The sequence below is a fragment of the Thauera terpenica 58Eu genome, assembly GCF_000443165.1.
Taxonomy (GTDB): Bacteria; Pseudomonadota; Gammaproteobacteria; order Burkholderiales; family Rhodocyclaceae; genus Thauera; species Thauera terpenica.
Window position 1 is genome coordinate 106737 of sequence record NZ_ATJV01000081.1, and the last position, 16490, is coordinate 123226.

Consider the following 16490-nt stretch of genomic DNA (forward strand, 5'->3'; position numbering starts at 1 on the left):
CAAAAGACCATGAACAAATCCAGACTCAAAGGGCTCGGCCGCGGACTCGACGCCTTGCTGGCGGCCAACCAGGACGATGAGGGTGACAAGGGCGAGTTGCAGACGCTGCCCACGCACGCGCTGCAGCCGGGCAAGTATCAGCCGCGCACGCGCATGGACCCGGGGTCGCTGGAGGAGTTGGCGGCCTCGATCAAGGCGCAGGGCATCATGCAGCCCATCATGGTGCGCCCGGTGGGGGCGGACACTTACGAGATCATCGCCGGTGAGCGGCGCTGGCGTGCGTCACGGATCGCCGGATTGGTCCAGGTGCCCTGCCTGGTGCGCGAGATCGCCGACGAGGCGGCGCTGGCGATGTCGCTGATCGAGAACATCCAGCGCGAAGACCTCAATCCGCTCGAAGAGGCGGGGGGCATACAGCGCCTGATCGACGAATTCGACATGACCCACCAGCAGGCGGCAGATGCGGTCGGGCGTTCGCGTCCTGCTGCGTCCAATCTGCTGCGTCTGCTCAATCTTGCCAAGCCGGTGCAGGAGCTGTTGATGGCGGGTGACATCGACATGGGTCATGCGCGTGCGCTCTTGCCGCTGGACGGCGCGAGCCAGGTCCAGCTCGCGAACCAGGTTGCCGCCCGACAGCTGTCGGTGCGTGACACCGAGCGTCTGGTGCAGCAGGTGCTCAATCCGCGTCTGAAGAAAACGCCACCCCAGCCCGATCGCGATCTGCTGCGACTGGAAGAAGAGATCGCGGACGTGATCGGGGCCTCGGTCAAAATCAAGGCCAACAAGAAAGGCGCGGGTGAAGTGAGCATTCGCTTCGGCAGCCTGGATCAGCTTGACGGCTTGCTCGGCCGTCTGCGCTGAAACTTCGGCTGGGCTCAGGGCTCGCGAGGGGTGGCGCGTGCCGCGGCGACTCCGCGTGCTTCGTCCATGCCCAGCAGCGGCAGGAGTGCAGCGGCGAACAGGACAATGCAGAACAGGATCGCGCCCTGCAGACCGAACACCCACTGCAGTGCGCCGATGCCAAGGATGCCGAAGATGGCGGCGAGCTTGCTGAACAAGCCCCAGTAGCCGAACAGTTCGGCCGACCTGTGGACGGGAGCGAACATGCCGACCAGCGCCCGCCCGACGGACTGGCTCGAGCCCAGGCTGAGGCCGGACACCAGCCCCGCGAACAGGAACACTTCTTCGGTCAGCAGCGACAGCGCGAAGCCACGGTTCACGAGTGCGGTGAGTTCCTTGACAAAGTAGATCGCCACGATGGCGACGATCCACAGCATCAGCGTCAGCGCATAGCTCAGCCGCCCGCCCAGTCGCGATTGCAGCGCACCGAAGGCAAGTGCCCCCGTCAGTGCGGTCACCTGCACGACCACGAACATCAGCGCCCGCGTCGAGTCGCTCCAGCCGATCACCTGGGCACCATAGATGAACGCGAACGCGATGATGACCTGTACGCCCGCCATCGCGAACAGGATGGACACGAACAGGCGCGTGAGATCGGGGTAGGCACGGACGCGGCCTAAGGTTGCCAGCAGGCGTTGATGGGTCAGGCGCAGGATGCGGGTGCCCGGTGGCGGCGACCGCTCACCTGCAGGCTCCTTCAGCCACAGGAAGCTGGGGATGGCTCCGAGCAGGAAGAAGACCGCGGCGAAAGGTCCGACCCAGCGCACGCGGTCGAAGTTTTCGAGGCTGGTTTCACCCAGCGCCGCGAGCGCAAACCCGGCCGCCACCAGCCCCCCGGCGTAACCGGTCGCCCACCCCAGGCCGGAGATGCGGCCGAGATCCCGGCTGGGGCCGAGAAAGGGGAGGAAGCTGGCGATGATGGATTCGCCGGTCGCATATGCCGCATTCGACACCACGATCAGCAAGAAGCCAAGCCAGAGCGCGCCGGGTTCGACGAAGTAGAGCAATGCGGTGCTGATCACGGTCAGCACGTAGCTCGCAAACAGCATCTTCTTGCGCGTCCGGGTCGCGTCCATGATCGCGCCCAGCACTGGGGCGGTGATCACGACCACGGCGTAGCTCAGGCACAGGGCTGCGCTCCACAGCAGGTTGCCGAGCCGATACTCAGGTGCATCGCCAACGATGATGCGCACGTAGAGGTCGCCGAAAATCACGCTGATGATCAACAGCGTATAGGCTTGATTGGCAAAGTCGAACATGCTCCAGCCGAAGATCTCGCGGCGGCTTGCCTTGCGGGCTTCAATCATGCGGGTGCTCGGCACAAGGTGGGTGAGGGAGGGGTGCAAGCCATCAAGCATCACACTGAATGGTCGTGTTAAACATCTAACTTCTATAAGATATACAACGCGAGTGGAGTCAAATGCTGCAATGCAACTCGAGTTTGACTTTGTTATGGAAAACCCCTAGTATTCGCGGGATTTTTGGGCGGTCGCTGGCTGTGCAACAGGCTGGCGCGACAACCGATGCTTAAAGCCGTTTTATTGCAGTTGGGTGCAACGATCCTCGCAGTGGTGATTGCCGCTGCCGTGTTCGGGATGCGGGGCGCGATATCTGCGGCCGGTGGCGGGTTGGCGTGCATCCTGCCAAGCTGGATGTTCGCTGTTCGTCTTGCTGCGATCACGCGCAAGGCGGGGACAGCTTCAGTGACCGCTTTCGTCGTGGGCGAGTTCTTCAAGATCGCCTCGATTGTCGGACTGTTGGCGCTGGTTTGGGCTCTCTATCCACAGCTCCATTGGGGCGGGATGTTGATCGGTCTGATCCTGGCGCTTAAGGCGAATTTGTTTGCATTTTTGGTAAAGACCTGACCATGGCCACAGAAGAGCACGCTCTAACCGCTTCCGAGTACGTCGTTCATCACCTGACGCACCTCAACAACACCGGCCACGCGCAAGAGAACATCGTGGACTGGAGCGTGATCAACATCGATTCGATGTTTTATTCGATCACGCTCGGTCTGTTGACGATATTCCTGTTGTGGCGAGCCGCGCACAAGGCAACATCCGGCGTCCCCGGTCGCTTCCAGGGTGCGGTCGAAGTGATGGTCGAGATGGTGGCCGACCAGGCCAAGGGTATCGTCCATAGCGCCGAGTCGCGCAAGTTTGTTGCCCCCCTTGCCCTCACCGTGTTTGTCTGGATCTTCCTGATGAACGCGGTTGACCTGGTGCCGGTCGATCTGCTGCCGCGCATCTGGGAAGGTGTCTATGCTGCCGGTGGCGGCGACCCTGCGCACGCCTACATGCGTGTTGTGGCGACCGCGGACTTGTCCGCTGCCCTGGGCATGTCGGTCGGTGTCCTGCTGCTGTGCATCTACTACAACATCAAGATCAAGGGTTTTTCGGGCTGGGTGCATGAGCTCTTCACCGCACCTTTCGGCAGCCACCCGCTGTTGTATCCGGTCAACTTCGCCATGCAGATGATTGAATTCACTGCCAAGACCATCTCCCACGGCATGCGACTGTTCGGCAACATGTATGCCGGTGAGCTGGTTTTCGTGCTGATTGCGCTGCTCGGCAGTACTGCCACCGTGTTCGGCTTCGTGGGCCATGTGTTCGCAGGCACCTTGTGGGCAATCTTCCACATCCTGATCATCACCTTGCAGGCTTTCATCTTCATGATGCTGACCCTGGTGTATGTTGGTCAGGCGCACGAAAGTCACTGAGTTTCACCTTCATCTTCAACGCAGTACCTAGTTTTAAACTTACCTTTCCCCTTAGGAGTCGTCATGGAAAACGTTTTGGGTTTTGTTGCTCTGGCTGCTGGTCTGATCATTGGCCTCGGTGCTTTCGGCGCTTGTATCGGTATCGGCATCATGGGCTCCAAGTACCTCGAAGCCTCGGCGCGTCAGCCTGAGCTGATGAACGCACTGCAGACCAAGATGTTCCTGCTGGCTGGTCTGATCGACGCTGCATTCCTGATTGGTGTCGGTATCGCCATGATGTTTGCGTTCGCCAACCCGTTCCAGCTCTGATCGGTTCGAGTTCATCCTTTTTTGAACCAAACTGAGGGCCAAGAACCGTGAATTTGAACGCAACTCTGATAGCCCAGCTCGTTGTGTTCTTCATTCTGGCGTGGTTCACGATGAAATTCGTGTGGCCGCCCATCGTGAAGGCACTGGACGATCGTGCGAAGAAAATCGCCGACGGGCTGGCAGCTGCGGACAAGGCCAAGGCTGATCTGACGCTCGCCGAGAAGAAGGTCGTCGAGGAACTGCGCAAGGCCCGTGAATCTGCGGGTGATGTGCGTACCTCTGCTGAAAAGCAGGCGAGCCACCTGATCGACGATGCCCGTGCCGAAGCTGGCCGCATCATTGCCGCTGCCCGTGAAGCTGCCGAGGCTGAGGCGGGTGCCGCTGCGCAGCGCGCCAAGGAAACTCTGCGCGACCAAGTCGCACATCTGGCTGTTGCCGGTGCCGAGAAGATTCTGCGCCGCGAGATCAACGCCCAGGTGCACAGCGAGCTGCTTGCCAACCTGAAACAGGAACTGCAATAAGTCATGGCCGAGAACGTCACCATCGCGCGCCCCTATGCCGATGCCGCCTTCGAGCTGGCTCGCGGGGCCGGTGCGCTGGGGCCTTGGTCGGAAGCACTGGATCGGCTCGCCGCCGTGGCGGCCGATCCCGACATGCAGGCGTGCTTCAAGGATCCCAATCTGTCCGCTGACCGGCTCAACAAGCTGGTGCTGGAAGTCAGTGGTGATCTGAACGCCGAGCAGCAGAACTTCGTCCGCGTCCTCGTGGAAAGCGAACGCCTGCAAGTCCTTCCGGAGATCCGTGACCTGTTCGTTGCTTACAAGAACGAACACGAAGGCGTCCTGGAGGCTGAAATTGCCTCTGCCTTCCCGCTCGACGATGCCGCTTTGGCGACTCTGAAGGCCGACCTCGAAGCGCGCTTCAAGGCTCGTCTGAACGTGTCCGTCACACTGGATTCCGCCCTCATCGGTGGAGTCCGCATCGCCATCGGCGACGAAGTCATCGACGCCTCGGTCCGCGGCAAGCTCGCGAACATGGCCGCTGCGCTTAAGAACTAGGAGCATAAAAACTATGCAACTCAACCCCTCTGAAATCAGCGACCTGATTAAGAGCCGGATCCAGAACCTGCAGCTCGCCGCGACTTCGCGTAACGAGGGCACGGTCGTCTCCGTGACCGATGGCATCTGCCGCGTCCATGGCCTGACCGACGTCATGCAGGGCGAAATGCTGGAGTTTCCTGGCAACACCTTCGGGATGGCGCTCAACCTCGAGCGTGACTCCGTCGGTGTCGTGGTGCTCGGCGAATACGAGCACATCACCGAAGGCGACACCGTCAAGGCCACTGGCCGCATTCTCGAAGTGCCGGTCGGCCCCGAGCTGATTGGCCGCGTCGTCAATGCGCTGGGTCAGCCGATCGACGGCAAGGGCCCGATCAACGCCAAGCTTACCGACAAGATCGAAAAGGTTGCGCCCGGCGTCATCGCCCGCCAGTCCGTTTCGCAGCCGGTGCAGACCGGCCTGAAGTCGGTTGACGCCATGGTGCCGATCGGCCGTGGCCAGCGCGAGCTGATCATCGGCGACCGTCAGACCGGCAAGACCGCGGTTGCGGTGGATGCGATCATCAACCAGAAAGGCCAGGGCATGTACTGCGTGTACGTCGCCATCGGCCAGAAGGCTTCGACCGTAGCCAACGTCGTGCGCAAGCTCGAGGAGCACGGCGCGATGGAGTTCACCATCGTCGTCGCCGCGACCGCCTCCGAGTCTGCCGCCATGCAGTACCTGGCAGCCTACTCCGGTTGCACCATGGGCGAGTACTTCCGCGACCGTGGCTTGGACGCCCTCATCGTTTATGACGACCTGACCAAGCAGGCCTGGGCCTACCGTCAGGTCTCGCTGCTGCTGCGCCGCCCGCCGGGTCGCGAAGCCTACCCGGGTGACGTGTTCTACCTGCACTCGCGTCTGCTTGAGCGTGCCGCACGTGTGAACGCCGACTACGTGGAAAAGTTCACCAACGGTGAAGTCAAGGGCCAGACCGGCTCGCTGACCGCGTTGCCGATCATTGAAACGCAGGCCGGCGACGTTTCCGCCTTCGTTCCGACCAACGTGATCTCGATTACCGACGGCCAGATCTTCCTCGAAACCGACCTCTTCAACGCCGGTGTCCGTCCTGCGATCAACGCCGGTATCTCGGTGTCGCGCGTCGGTGGTGCTGCACAGACCAAGGTCATCAAGAAGTTGTCCGGTGGTATCCGTACCGACCTCGCACAGTATCGCGAGCTCGCAGCCTTCGCTCAGTTTGCCTCCGACCTCGACGATGCCACCCGCAAGCAGCTCGAGCGTGGTCGCCGCGTGACCGAGCTCATGAAGCAGGCTCAGTATTCACCGATGTCGATTGCCGAAATGGCGATCGTGCTGTACGCGGTGAACAATGCTTACTTCGACGATGTCGATGTGGCCCGTGTGCTGCCTTTTGAAGCTGCGATGCTGCAGTTCGTGAAGACCAAGCAGCCTGCCCTGATGTCCGCGATTCTGGACAAGAAGGAGCTCGACGCCGAAGGCGAGAAGACCCTGGCTGCGGTGATCGCTGAGTTCAAGAAGAGCTGGGCGTAAGGCCGGCGAGGGAGACGGAATATGGCAAGCGGTAAGGAAATCCGAACCAAGATCAAGAGCGTGCAGAACACGCGCAAGATCACCAAGGCCATGGAGATGGTGGCCGCATCCAAGATGCGCAAGGCGCAGGAGCGGATGCGTGCTGCTCGCCCCTTTGCCGAGAAAATCCGCCGACTCGCCGCGAACCTGTCCCAGGCCAATGTGACCGACTACAAGCACCCCTTCCTGGTCCACAAGGACCAGGTGAAAAGGGTGGGGCTGATCCTGGTGACCACCGACAAGGGATTGTGCGGTGGCCTCAACACCAACGTCCAGCGCGTGGCGCTGACCGCGATGAAAGAGTGGGACGAGAGTGGCGTCTCCGAGATCCGTGCCAGCTGCATCGGCAACAAGGGTCTGGGTTTCATGCAGCGCATGGGCGCCAAGGTGGTGTCGAACGTCACCCATATCGGTGACACGCCGCACCTGGAAAAGCTCATCGGTCCGGTCAAGGTGATGCTCGACGCTTTCCATGCCGGCGAGCTCGATGCGGTTTACGTGGCTTACACCCGCTTCATCAACACGATGAAGCAGGAGCCAGTGCTCGAACAGCTGCTCCCGCTCACCGGTGAGCAACTCGGCACCCCTGACAGCTCGTGGGATTACCTCTATGAGCCGGATCCGCAGTCCGTCATCGACGAGCTGCTGGTGCGCTACGTCGAGGCTCTGGTGTATCAGGCGGTGGCCGAGAACATGGCGTCCGAACAGAGCGCGCGCATGGTGGCAATGAAGGCCGCCTCCGACAATGCCAAGACCGTGATTGGCGATCTGCAGCTGGTCTATAACAAGACCCGCCAGGCCGCGATCACGAAGGAACTCTCGGAAATCGTCGGCGGCGCCGCTGCGGTGTAACGGATTATTGATTTAAGGAAACGACGATGAGTCAAGGTACGATCGTTCAGTGCATCGGCGCGGTGGTGGACATTCAGTTCCCGCGCGACTCGCTGCCCAAGGTGTATGACGCCCTGAAGCTTGAGGACGTTGCCGACTCTTTCGCCGAGGCGGGGCTGACCTTCGAGGTCCAGCAGCAACTCGGTGACGGGGTGGTGCGTACCATCGCGATGGGTTCTTCCGACGGCTTGCGCCGCGGTATGAAGGTTGCCAACACCGGGAATCAGATCTCGGTGCCGGTCGGCATGGGTACGCTGGGCCGGATCATGGACGTGTTGGGTCGTCCGATCGACGATGCAGGGCCGGTCGAGACTGATGAGTTGCGCCCGATTCACCAGAAGGCGCCGAAGTTCGACGAGCTCTCGCCCTCGGTGGAGCTGCTCGAGACCGGGATCAAGGTTATCGATCTGATCTGCCCGTTCGCCAAGGGTGGCAAGGTGGGTCTGTTTGGTGGCGCCGGCGTCGGCAAGACCGTGAACATGATGGAGTTGATCAACAACATCGCCAAGCAGCACGCCGGTCTGTCGGTGTTCGCTGGGGTGGGAGAGCGTACCCGCGAGGGCAACGACTTCTACCACGAGATGAAGGACTCCAACGTTCTGGACAAGGTGGCGATGGTGTTCGGTCAGATGAACGAACCCCCGGGCAACCGACTGCGCGTTGCGCTGACCGGTCTGACCATGGCCGAGCGTTTCCGTGATGAAGGCCGCGACATCCTGTTCTTCGTCGATAACATCTACCGTTACACCCTGGCCGGAACGGAAGTCTCCGCGCTGCTGGGGCGTATGCCGTCGGCGGTGGGTTATCAGCCCACGCTGGCGGAAGAGATGGGTCGTCTGCAGGAGCGCATCACCTCCACCAAGGTGGGTTCGATCACCTCCATCCAGGCCGTGTATGTGCCTGCGGATGACTTGACCGACCCCTCGCCTGCAACCACCTTCCTCCACCTCGACTCCACCGTCGTGCTGTCGCGTGACATTGCCGCGCTGGGTATCTACCCCGCCGTCGATCCGCTCGACTCCACCAGCCGCCAGCTCGATCCGCTGGTTGTGGGTGAGGAGCACTACGGCGTGGCGCGTGACGTGCAGATGACCTTGCAGAAGTACAAGGAATTGCGCGACATCATCGCAATTCTGGGCATGGACGAGTTGTCGCCGGAAGACAAGCTGGCGGTGGCGCGCGCGCGCAAGATTCAGCGCTTTCTGTCGCAGCCTTTCCACGTCGCGGAAGTGTTCACCGGTTCGCCCGGCAAGTATGTGACGCTGAAGGACACGATCAGGGGTTTCAAGATGATCGTCAGCGGCGAGCTGGACAATCTGCCGGAACAGGCTTTCTACATGGTCGGCGGTATCGAAGAGGCCATCGAGAAGGCGAAGACGCTGTAACACTCGCTCGACCGCGTGCCGCGCAGGTGGCACGCGGCCTTGAAAAGGAAACACAATGGCTATGACGGTCCATGTCGATATCGTCAGCGCGGAAGAGCTGATCTTCTCCGGGCTGGCCGAATTCGTCGCGCTGCCTGGCGAGGCGGGAGAGCTCGGGATCCTGCCCGGCCACATGCCGCTGATGACCCGGATCAAGCCGGGTGCAGTGCGGGTCAAGATTCCGAATCAGGTTGAGGAAGAGCTTGTTTTCGTCGCCGGTGGTCTGCTTGAGGTCCAGCCAGGTCTGGTGACCGTGCTTGCCGACACGGCAATCCGCGGGCGCGATCTGGATGAAGCGAAGGCCCTGGATGCCAAGAGGCGGGCCGAAGATGCGATGGCCAACCGGAGCGCACGTCTGGACTACGCCAAGGCCCAGGCCGAGCTCATGGAGGCAGTGGCACAACTCGCCGCGATTCAGCGCCTGCGCAAGATCAGGCACTGATCATCTGGCTGCTCCGCCTCGTGCTGGAGCCGGAATCAAGAAGCAGCTCTTTGGAGCTGCTTTTTTTTAAGCTTTTTTATCGAGCTTCATGCCTTGTCTGCGCTTGTTCTCCACCCGTCCGACGCGCTTGTCCAGACGCCCCAGCGCATCGCGGAGCTCGACGATTTCGTGGAAGAACTCAGGCAAGGCGGTGCGTGGCACCAGCACGGGGGCTTCCTCAGTCAGGTATTCGGCGAAATTTCCGCCTGCACGCTCAAGCGTACGACGACCTTCATCAAGCGCGTGCCTGCCACCTTCCACCATGCGGTGGGCGAGCATGTCGCCGAAGATCCGCGCCAGGTCTTCTTCAGCATCCCAGCGCAGATGGCGAAAAACGAAACCCAGGGCGTCGGCAAACTCGGCGTTGCCTTCGATGCGGACGTGACGCATGGCAGTCTCGAGCCCGTTGATCAGCAACTGCGGCAGATCGGCCGCGTCCAGCCGCAGCAATACCTCAGGCTCGTCCTCACCGACCCAGGCTGCGAGATGGCCATCAGATGCGACGGAAAAGTCGATCTCGGCCACCGGGCTGACCGCGAGCCTCGCCGTGCGTCCCGCATGGGCCTGGAGCCGGGTCCTGGCCCAGCCCGATTGTGACAGCAGATGGTTGGTCGCAGAGAGGAAGACGCTGGGCAGCATGTGGGTCCGACTCCAGTTTGGAAAAGAGCGGCGGATGTGGTGTTGAAAACAAAAAAGGGGAGACCACCGGCCTCCCCTTGTGCGTGACGGCGATCAGCCGACCTGCTCGATACCTGCCACGAGCCAGCCGCCCTCGCCGCTCACCGGCTTGGTCAGGTGCCAGACTTCCTCGAAAGCCGCGGGTGCTGCGCCCTCTTCTTCGCGCAGCAGCCCATGGAAGCGCACGCTGACGACATAGCGCGCGTTCTCCTGAGCGACATCGATGACCTCGGCGTTGAGTTCGACGACGTCGGTGCGTTGTTCGGCGCTGCCACGTTCGGTGATCTGCAGGCGAACCTCGGCGAACACCTCGGGGGTGGTGAATTCGCGCAGATCGTCGAGGTTGCCAGCGTCGTTCGCAGCTTGCAGGCGGATGAAGTTGAGTTTTGCCTGACGGGCAAAACCGTCGACGTCAAAGCCGTCGGCGCGTGCCTGATCCAGCCCCGAGAGGGCCGTGGCGCCCGTCATTGCTGCGGCAGGCGCTGGACGCAGCGCGCTGACCGTGTCGGGAGCCGCCCCTGAAGCGGCGTAGCGCAGGTTCTGATTCTGGTTCTGCGGCGCATTGGTGCCGCGCCGGAACAGCAGGCGAAACACGAAGAAAGCAGCAGCGGCGAGCAGCAGGATCATGACAAAGGAGGCCATACCCTCACCCAGGCCCAGATGCGAGAACAGCGCAGCGAGGCCAAGGCCGGCGGCGAGGCCGGCAATCGGGCCCATCCACGAGCGCTTGGGCGCAGCGGCTGCCGCACCGGAAGCGGGGGTCTGGCCGGCTGCGGGCTGGCGCGGCGCTTGCTGCGGGGTGGCCTGACGCTTCATGCCGAAGCTGCTGCCCCCGCCAAGTCGTTTGGCCTCGACCTCGGCGACGCCGAATCCAAGGGAGAGCACCGCAAATATCAAGGTGAGGATAAGGTTTTTCATTGTTGCTTGGTCTCCAGGTTCAAATCTTGTAGCCGCGGTGCAGGGCGACGATGCCCGCACTGAGGTTGAAGTAATCGACACGCGCGAGGCCCGCTTGTTCCATCATCGTCTTCAATTCTTCCTGCCCGGGGTGCATGCGAATCGATTCGGCGAGATAACGATAGCTTTCGGCGTCGTCTGCAACCTTGCCGCCCATCCAGGGCAGGAGCTTGAAGGAATAGAGGTCGTAGAGCGGCGAGAGCGGCTTCCAGACGCGCGAGAATTCGAGCACCAGCAGCCGCCCGCCGGGACGCAGGACGCGGCGCATCTCGGCCAGAGCGACGTCCTTGTGCGTCATGTTGCGCAGGCCAAAAGCGACGGTGACGCAGTCGAACCAGTCGTCAGGGAAGGGCAGCTTCTCGGCATTGCACTGTGCGGCCGGCATGCTGAAGCCGTGGTCTATCATGCGATCGCGACCGCGTGAGAGCATGGCGTGGTTGATGTCGGTCAGCCACACCTGGCCGCGGCGGCCAACCTTGCGCGCGAAGGCAAGCGAGAGGTCCGCCGTGCCGCCGGCGACATCAAGCACACGGTCGCCTTCGCGCACGCCCGAGATCTGGATCGTGAAGTGCTTCCACAAGCGATGAAGGCCGAACGACATGAGATCGTTCATCACGTCGTAATTGTGCGCGACCGAGGAAAACACCTCGGCAACCTTTTTTTCCTTGGCGTTCTCGGCAACTTCCTGAAAGCCGAAGTGCGTGGTCCTGTCGCTCATGCTCTTCTCAGTGTTTGTGGCCACAGCCAGTCTTGGACATGGCCGGTGGTGGTGCCTTGGCGGGGTCACGGCTGCCGCCTGCCTGCTCGAGGCGTTCGAGATAGTCCTGCCAGAGTGCGTCCTGGCGTTCGCCGAGCATGTAGAGGTAGTCCCAGGAGTACAAGCCACTGTCATGGCCGTCGGAGAACACCGGGCGCACCGCGTAGTTGCCGACTGGCTGCAGGTCGAGCACGTCGATCTCGCGCTTGCCCTGCTGCAGTGTTTCCTGGCCCCGACCATGTCCGCGCACTTCGGCCGAGGGTGAATACACGCGCAGGAACTCGAAGGGCAGCACGAAACGGCTGCCGTCCGCGAACGCGAGCTCGAGTCGTCTTGACTGGCTGTGCAGGGTGATTTCGGTGGGAAGCGGAGTGTTCTGGTCCAGACCGGCCATGGACAAAGCCTCGCATTCAGGGGGTCACAATCATACCCGAATCGCCCGCCGCCGGCCCGGGCCATCGCGGCACTGGCCCTGCACCGGAGCGGGTGGCTAGCGCTCAGGTCGGGCTGGGTTCAGCCGCCTCGAAAGCGCATAGATCGTAATTCATGCCGCGCCTGATCAGGCGTCCGAGACGAACGAGGTGGGTCTTTTCGTCCCGGTGCACGTCGATCATCTTGCCAGGACCGTACCAGAGCGAGGGCAGGAGGAGGGTGGCGGGGGTTTTCAGCGCGGCCGACGCGGGCAGCATGAAGCCCTGCTGGTATGGCGCGCGCGAGTTCTTCTGCCCGGCTTGACGCACGGCGACCACGCGTGGGATTCCGGGTAGTATTTCAACCCCTGCCTCCAGCGTGCCGTCCGCACGATACATCAGCCAGCTCAGGTCGCCGAGCAGGAAGCGATCGCTATCAGGCGGTCGGATGCCGACCAGCTGGTGATGGCCCAGACGTTCGCCCTGAGCGTGACGCTGCAGGCGGAAACCGGCCACCGACTGGTCGAGCATGTCCCACAGCTCGTACTCCAGGCCAAGGCGCTCGGCCTCACGTTGGTGGCGCTGGTGTTCGTGCTGCGGCGTATCCACCTCGGGTGCGCGCTCACCAAAGGTGAGCAGCGAGATGTCCTCGCGCAGGCGGTGAATCTGGTTTTCACTGCGCGGCTGCTTGAAGACTGATCCTTCAATGGCGAAGCCGGTGGTGAGCCAGTCGCTGCTGAGCTGGAGCCTGCCCTCACTGTGCCGGCGTGGGAAGCGTCGTCCCGCCGTGCCGCGTCCCCAGGGCCGATATAGCGAGAGCAGCAGGCGTGCGCTGGCATCGGTCGAGCAGTCGGTACCCAGACCGAGCGACGCAGGTTTCGTGCCGTGCTTGAACTGGGCGAGCACGGCCTGAATCTGCGAGGCGAGCGTGCTGCCGTCAAAGCGCAGACGTGTTGGGGTTTGCGGGAGCAGTCCGAGGGGGCGCAAACCCACGTCCGCGTTGAGGTCGACGCCGTAGGCTGCGGGTTTGGCGTCCTCTTCTGCAGCGTTCACGCTGCAGTAGGGAGCGAAACGCTGCGCCCAGCGGATCACCCAGCTCAGCTCACGCGCACTGCGGCCATAGGGATTGGCGATGTCGGTGAGCAAGATGGAGACGTAGGCCTCGAGTGCGCTCTGCGCATGCCAGACTTCGTTGAGCGAGTCGGGTACGCGCACCCTGTCCACCCCTGCATGCAAGGCGGACGCATGGCTGGCATGGATTTCCGCCCAACAGCCTGCAGGCACTGCGCGCTTGGCGCGGAAATATTCGAACAAGGCCATGCCCGCATAGTGCGTCCGGCGCTGGGCAAGCAGTGCGCGCTGGTCGTCAAGCGTGCCTGCGGCAGCGTCGCGTCTGGCGATCTGGGCATAGGAGCGCGACAGGACTTGCCACAGTCTCAGCACCTGCTGCAGGATCGTGTTCTCCTCGCTGTCCGGTGGCAAGGCCTGGCTGGTATAGCAGCGTGCGCGCTCGTTCTGGCTGCAGGCGATGGCCTCGCGTGCAGCCTCCAGCACCTCCAGGTGCTGGTTGGGCGCAGGCGAGGCGAGCTGCAGAGCCTCGGTGATCTGCAGCAGCGTCGCGTGCGTGCGTGCGGTGTCTATCGGATGCAGCTTCTGCAGCAGATCGAGACAGGCTGCCGGATTGGTGAAATCCATTCTTGAGAAGCCTCCGGATGAGGGCGATGCGGGGGTCAGTGTCCGGCAGACAGTGCGCCGTCGATGGCGCGCGCAAGCGCGACCGCATCGGCCGCCGGGTGCGCAACGCCCACGCGCTGTGGCTGACCCCACACCGGTTCGGGGAAGTGGCGGTCGTCGGTGTAACGCGGGATCACGTGCCAGTGCAGATGCGGCACCATGTTGCCCAGGCTGGCGAGGTTCATCTTGTCGGGCTGCAGCAGGTCGCGCAAGGCGCGCTCGGTTGCGAGCACGACCTCGAGCAGATGGCGCTGGTCAGCGGGCAGCAGGTCGCCCATTTCGGCAACGTGCTCGTTCCAGATCACGCGGCAGAACCCAGGGTGGGCTTCGTCATCGACCTGGATCACGCGACAGCGCCGGTCCTCCCAGACCACCTGCTCGTTGCTTGCAATGCACAGCGGACAATCCATGTTCAGTTCTCGACGGCAGAAAATGCTCGGTAAACGCAAACTCTAACCCTTCCACGCACGCTGGGCGAGGAACTGTTACGCATCGGCTGCATTGCGCCGTGGATAGTCCTGCGCCACGGTCTGCGTCGTGCTCATCGCCACCGCCTCGCCATCGTGGAAGGCAAACAGGTTTCCCGGTGCAATCTGGGTCCAGCGTTCGTTATCGGTGAGCGGCGTGGTGGCGATGATGGCGACGCGATCGAGCGGGGTGGTGAGCTCATTGAAGTCGACCGTCAGGTCTTCGTCCGCGAGGTGGGCGAGTGCAAACGGGGCCTTGCGCACGATGTAGCACAGGCGCGAAGAGCTGTGGGCGAAGAGCTTGTCGCCGTCAGAGAGCAGGAAGTTGAATTCGCCCTGAGCGCCGATCTCGAGTGCCATCTCGCGCAGCGCGCCATGCAACTCAGCGATGTCCTGCGTGCCCTGCGGAAAGCGCTGCGCGAGATGATCGAGGATGTGGCAAAAGGCGAGCTCGGAGTCGGTTGTGCCCACGGGGAGAAAGCGCCCCGAGAGACGGGGAGCAAAACCGTTGAGGTTTCCATTGTGCGCAAAGATCCAGTAGCGCCCCCACAGCTCGCGCTGGAACGGATGGGTGTTTTCGAGCCTGACCTCGCCCTGGGTGGCCTTGCGGATGTGGGCGATGACGTTGAGCGAGCGGATCGGGTAGTGCTTGACCAGTTCGGCCACCGGCGAATCAGCGCTTGGGCTGGGGTCGACGAAGATGCGTACGCCCTTGCCTTCGAAAAAGGCGATTCCCCAGCCGTCGCGATGATGATCGGTGAGTCCACCACGGGCGCGAAAGCCGGCAAAGGAGAAACAGATATCGGTCGGCACATTACAGTTCATGCCGAGCAGCTGGCACATGGGAGTCTCCGCGACGACGCTATGGAAGCGCCGAGTATAGCGAACCGCGTGCGACGAACCGCGTGCGACGAACCGCGTTTGCCTGCGCTGCAAGTTCAGGGCGCCGTGAGTGTGGCGGGAGCGTTCGCCGCGCTGCGGTCCACCAGCCAGTCGGTCAGGCTCGCGCCCACCCACATCGCCGCGAGCGTGATCCAGGCCGTGACAGCGAACACCGCAGCCCCGGACACGCCCGCCCCCACCGCACAGCCACCGGCGAGCATGCCGCCAAAGCCCATCAACACCGCGCCGACGATGTAGCGCCGCATCGAACGGCCGCCCTCGAAGCCTTCCAGTTTCAGCTCGCGCGCCAGGAGCGCGGCGATGAAGGAGCCGAGGAAGACGCCAGGCACCATGCCGAGGTCGAAGTTGAGCGGCTGGCCGGGTGGTGACAGCACCAGCATCAGCACATCGGCCGAAGGGCCGGTGAAGGACATGCTCTGCACCGCCGCAGGCTGGAACACCAGGGCCGACATGCGGTAGGTGAACCACCACGCGCAGGCCACCGACAGGCCAGCGCCGATCGCACCGACCCAGTTCCAGGCGCGGATGCGCCGGCGCCAGGCGAACCAGGCGCCGGCGGCCAGCCACAGCAGCCCGAACAGCAGCCCGCCGCGATTGCCGATGCCGGTCGAGGCCAGCAGGTCGCGCGCGCTGCCGCCGTCTATGGTCCACAGGCGGCCGAGCGCTTCGCGCCAGGGCGAGAGCACGCCGCTCATCGAGGCCTGCGCGGTCACCGCAAAGATCAGCCCGGACAGCAATGCACGCAGGTTGCCGTTGGCTGCCAGCACCAGCAGGCGGCTGGAACAACCGCGTGCGAGCACCATGCCGATGCCAAACAGCAGTCCACCGATGAGTGAGCCCGACACACTGCCGGGGCTGGAGAGCTGACGCACATTGGCGGTGTCGAACGCGCCCAGGAGAATCATGGTCTGGGTGAGGATGAGTGCGGACGAGAACGCGAGCAACCACACCGACAGCTTGGCGCCGGCCTGCGCGCGCGCCACTTCCACCACTGCTGCACGCAAACAGAAGCGTGAGCGCTGAGCGAAGAAGCCGAACAGCGCGCCGATGACCAGCCCGCCGAGGGCAAGGCTGAGGTCTTCGCCCAGCCAGTCGATCAGGTCGACCGAGTTATCCATGTCTCCTCCTGCACCGGCGGCTTAGGGCCGGTTTTGTCAGCATTCAAGAATATAAGAATGTGACGAAGTGGAGGGCGCTTCTTTGACCACGGG

At 62.8% G+C, this 16490-nt stretch carries 19 protein-coding genes; 10 read left to right on the forward strand and 9 right to left on the reverse strand.

The window, feature by feature from the left end:
- Nucleotides 1-9 precede the first annotated feature (9 nt).
- Nucleotides 10-861: a ParB/RepB/Spo0J family partition protein gene (locus M622_RS35360; RefSeq protein WP_021250448.1), complete on the forward strand. Its 852-nt coding sequence runs from the start codon at nt 10-12 to the stop codon at nt 859-861.
- A gap of 14 nt (nt 862-875) precedes the next feature.
- Here the strand turns inward: M622_RS35360 and M622_RS35365 are convergent, their stop codons facing one another.
- Nucleotides 876-2207: an MFS transporter gene (locus M622_RS35365; protein WP_031347394.1), complete on the reverse strand. Its 1332-nt coding sequence runs from the start codon at nt 2205-2207 to the stop codon at nt 876-878.
- Between the two features lie 216 nt (nt 2208-2423).
- Here M622_RS35365 and M622_RS35370 point away from each other — a divergent pair, with 216 nt between their 5' ends.
- From M622_RS35370 to M622_RS35410, 9 genes are all read left to right on the forward strand, one after another.
- Nucleotides 2424-2765: an ATP synthase subunit I gene (locus M622_RS35370; protein ID WP_021250450.1), complete on the forward strand. Its 342-nt coding sequence runs from the start codon at nt 2424-2426 to the stop codon at nt 2763-2765.
- Nucleotides 2766-2767: 2 nt separating this feature from the next.
- Entirely contained in the window at nt 2768-3619 is an 852-nt protein-coding gene (gene atpB, locus M622_RS35375; RefSeq protein WP_021250451.1) for a F0F1 ATP synthase subunit A, read from the forward strand.
- A gap of 63 nt (nt 3620-3682) precedes the next feature.
- Nucleotides 3683-3928: a F0F1 ATP synthase subunit C gene (atpE, locus tag M622_RS35380; protein ID WP_021250452.1), complete on the forward strand. Its 246-nt coding sequence runs from the start codon at nt 3683-3685 to the stop codon at nt 3926-3928.
- Nucleotides 3929-3975: 47 nt separating this feature from the next.
- Nucleotides 3976-4449, forward strand: a complete 474-nt coding sequence (locus M622_RS35385; RefSeq protein ID WP_031347395.1) for a F0F1 ATP synthase subunit B — start codon at nt 3976-3978, stop codon at nt 4447-4449.
- A gap of 3 nt (nt 4450-4452) precedes the next feature.
- The gene (locus M622_RS35390) at nt 4453-4986 is read left to right on the forward strand and encodes a F0F1 ATP synthase subunit delta (RefSeq protein ID WP_021250454.1); all 534 of its coding nucleotides are present in this window, start codon (nt 4453-4455) and stop codon (nt 4984-4986) included.
- Nucleotides 4987-4999: 13 nt separating this feature from the next.
- Nucleotides 5000-6538, forward strand: coding sequence for a F0F1 ATP synthase subunit alpha (atpA, locus tag M622_RS35395; protein WP_021250455.1), 1539 nt, complete (start codon nt 5000-5002; stop codon nt 6536-6538).
- Nucleotides 6539-6559: 21 nt separating this feature from the next.
- Nucleotides 6560-7429 (forward strand): F0F1 ATP synthase subunit gamma, encoded by an 870-nt coding sequence (atpG, locus tag M622_RS35400; protein WP_021250456.1) that lies wholly within the window; start codon nt 6560-6562, stop codon nt 7427-7429.
- Between the two features lie 26 nt (nt 7430-7455).
- Nucleotides 7456-8853, forward strand: a complete 1398-nt coding sequence (gene atpD, locus M622_RS35405) for a F0F1 ATP synthase subunit beta (RefSeq protein ID WP_021250457.1) — start codon at nt 7456-7458, stop codon at nt 8851-8853.
- 55 nt (nt 8854-8908) lie between these two features.
- The gene (locus tag M622_RS35410) at nt 8909-9334 is read left to right on the forward strand and encodes a F0F1 ATP synthase subunit epsilon (protein WP_031347396.1); all 426 of its coding nucleotides are present in this window, start codon (nt 8909-8911) and stop codon (nt 9332-9334) included.
- Between the two features lie 66 nt (nt 9335-9400).
- Here the strand turns inward: M622_RS35410 and M622_RS35415 are convergent, their stop codons facing one another.
- The 8 genes from M622_RS35415 to M622_RS35450 all read right to left on the reverse strand — a co-directional run bounded on the left by M622_RS35415 (nt 9401) and on the right by M622_RS35450 (nt 16397).
- Nucleotides 9401-10012: a ubiquinone biosynthesis accessory factor UbiJ gene (locus M622_RS35415; protein ID WP_021250459.1), complete on the reverse strand. Its 612-nt coding sequence runs from the start codon at nt 10010-10012 to the stop codon at nt 9401-9403.
- A 93-nt stretch (nt 10013-10105) separates the two neighbouring features.
- Nucleotides 10106-10969 carry a Tim44 domain-containing protein gene (locus tag M622_RS35420; RefSeq protein ID WP_021250460.1) on the reverse strand — a complete coding sequence of 288 codons (864 nt, stop codon included), beginning with the start codon at nt 10967-10969 and terminating at the stop codon, nt 10106-10108.
- Nucleotides 10970-10988: 19 nt separating this feature from the next.
- The gene (ubiE, locus tag M622_RS35425; RefSeq protein WP_021250461.1) at nt 10989-11726 is read right to left on the reverse strand and encodes a bifunctional demethylmenaquinone methyltransferase/2-methoxy-6-polyprenyl-1,4-benzoquinol methylase UbiE; all 738 of its coding nucleotides are present in this window, start codon (nt 11724-11726) and stop codon (nt 10989-10991) included.
- Between the two features lie 7 nt (nt 11727-11733).
- On the reverse strand, nt 11734-12159 hold the full coding sequence (locus M622_RS35430) for a gamma-butyrobetaine hydroxylase family protein (protein WP_021250462.1): 426 nt from the start codon (nt 12157-12159) through the stop codon (nt 11734-11736).
- Between the two features lie 103 nt (nt 12160-12262).
- Nucleotides 12263-13870, reverse strand: coding sequence for a cyclic-di-GMP receptor FimW-related protein (locus M622_RS35435; protein ID WP_021250463.1), 1608 nt, complete (start codon nt 13868-13870; stop codon nt 12263-12265).
- Nucleotides 13871-13905: 35 nt separating this feature from the next.
- Nucleotides 13906-14319: an HIT family protein gene (locus M622_RS35440; protein ID WP_021250464.1), complete on the reverse strand. Its 414-nt coding sequence runs from the start codon at nt 14317-14319 to the stop codon at nt 13906-13908.
- Nucleotides 14320-14394: 75 nt separating this feature from the next.
- Entirely contained in the window at nt 14395-15219 is an 825-nt protein-coding gene (locus tag M622_RS35445) for a class II glutamine amidotransferase (RefSeq protein WP_021250465.1), read from the reverse strand.
- Nucleotides 15220-15314: 95 nt separating this feature from the next.
- The gene (locus M622_RS35450; protein WP_021250466.1) at nt 15315-16397 is read right to left on the reverse strand and encodes a YeeE/YedE family protein; all 1083 of its coding nucleotides are present in this window, start codon (nt 16395-16397) and stop codon (nt 15315-15317) included.
- Nucleotides 16398-16490 lie beyond the last annotated feature (93 nt).

Excerpts from the sequence above, each read along its gene's own strand:
- M622_RS35360 (WP_021250448.1), top strand. The coding sequence starts at position 10 with ATGAACAAATCCAGACTCAAAGGGCTCGGCCGCGGACTCGACGCCTTG.
- M622_RS35365 (WP_031347394.1), bottom strand. The coding sequence starts at position 2,207 with ATGATTGAAGCCCGCAAGGCAAGCCGCCGCGAGATCTTCGGCTGGAGC.
- M622_RS35370 (WP_021250450.1), top strand. The coding sequence starts at position 2,424 with ATGCTTAAAGCCGTTTTATTGCAGTTGGGTGCAACGATCCTCGCAGTG.
- atpB (WP_021250451.1), top strand. The coding sequence starts at position 2,768 with ATGGCCACAGAAGAGCACGCTCTAACCGCTTCCGAGTACGTCGTTCAT.
- atpE (WP_021250452.1), top strand. The coding sequence starts at position 3,683 with ATGGAAAACGTTTTGGGTTTTGTTGCTCTGGCTGCTGGTCTGATCATT.
- M622_RS35390 (WP_021250454.1), top strand. The coding sequence starts at position 4,453 with ATGGCCGAGAACGTCACCATCGCGCGCCCCTATGCCGATGCCGCCTTC.
- atpA (WP_021250455.1), top strand. The coding sequence starts at position 5,000 with ATGCAACTCAACCCCTCTGAAATCAGCGACCTGATTAAGAGCCGGATC.
- atpG (WP_021250456.1), top strand. The coding sequence starts at position 6,560 with ATGGCAAGCGGTAAGGAAATCCGAACCAAGATCAAGAGCGTGCAGAAC.
- atpD (WP_021250457.1), top strand. The coding sequence starts at position 7,456 with ATGAGTCAAGGTACGATCGTTCAGTGCATCGGCGCGGTGGTGGACATT.
- M622_RS35410 (WP_031347396.1), top strand. The coding sequence starts at position 8,909 with ATGGCTATGACGGTCCATGTCGATATCGTCAGCGCGGAAGAGCTGATC.
- M622_RS35415 (WP_021250459.1), bottom strand. The coding sequence starts at position 10,012 with ATGCTGCCCAGCGTCTTCCTCTCTGCGACCAACCATCTGCTGTCACAA.
- M622_RS35420 (WP_021250460.1), bottom strand. The coding sequence starts at position 10,969 with ATGAAAAACCTTATCCTCACCTTGATATTTGCGGTGCTCTCCCTTGGA.
- ubiE (WP_021250461.1), bottom strand. The coding sequence starts at position 11,726 with ATGAGCGACAGGACCACGCACTTCGGCTTTCAGGAAGTTGCCGAGAAC.
- M622_RS35430 (WP_021250462.1), bottom strand. The coding sequence starts at position 12,159 with ATGGCCGGTCTGGACCAGAACACTCCGCTTCCCACCGAAATCACCCTG.
- M622_RS35435 (WP_021250463.1), bottom strand. The coding sequence starts at position 13,870 with ATGGATTTCACCAATCCGGCAGCCTGTCTCGATCTGCTGCAGAAGCTG.
- M622_RS35440 (WP_021250464.1), bottom strand. The coding sequence starts at position 14,319 with ATGGATTGTCCGCTGTGCATTGCAAGCAACGAGCAGGTGGTCTGGGAG.
- M622_RS35445 (WP_021250465.1), bottom strand. The coding sequence starts at position 15,219 with ATGTGCCAGCTGCTCGGCATGAACTGTAATGTGCCGACCGATATCTGT.
- M622_RS35450 (WP_021250466.1), bottom strand. The coding sequence starts at position 16,397 with ATGGATAACTCGGTCGACCTGATCGACTGGCTGGGCGAAGACCTCAGC.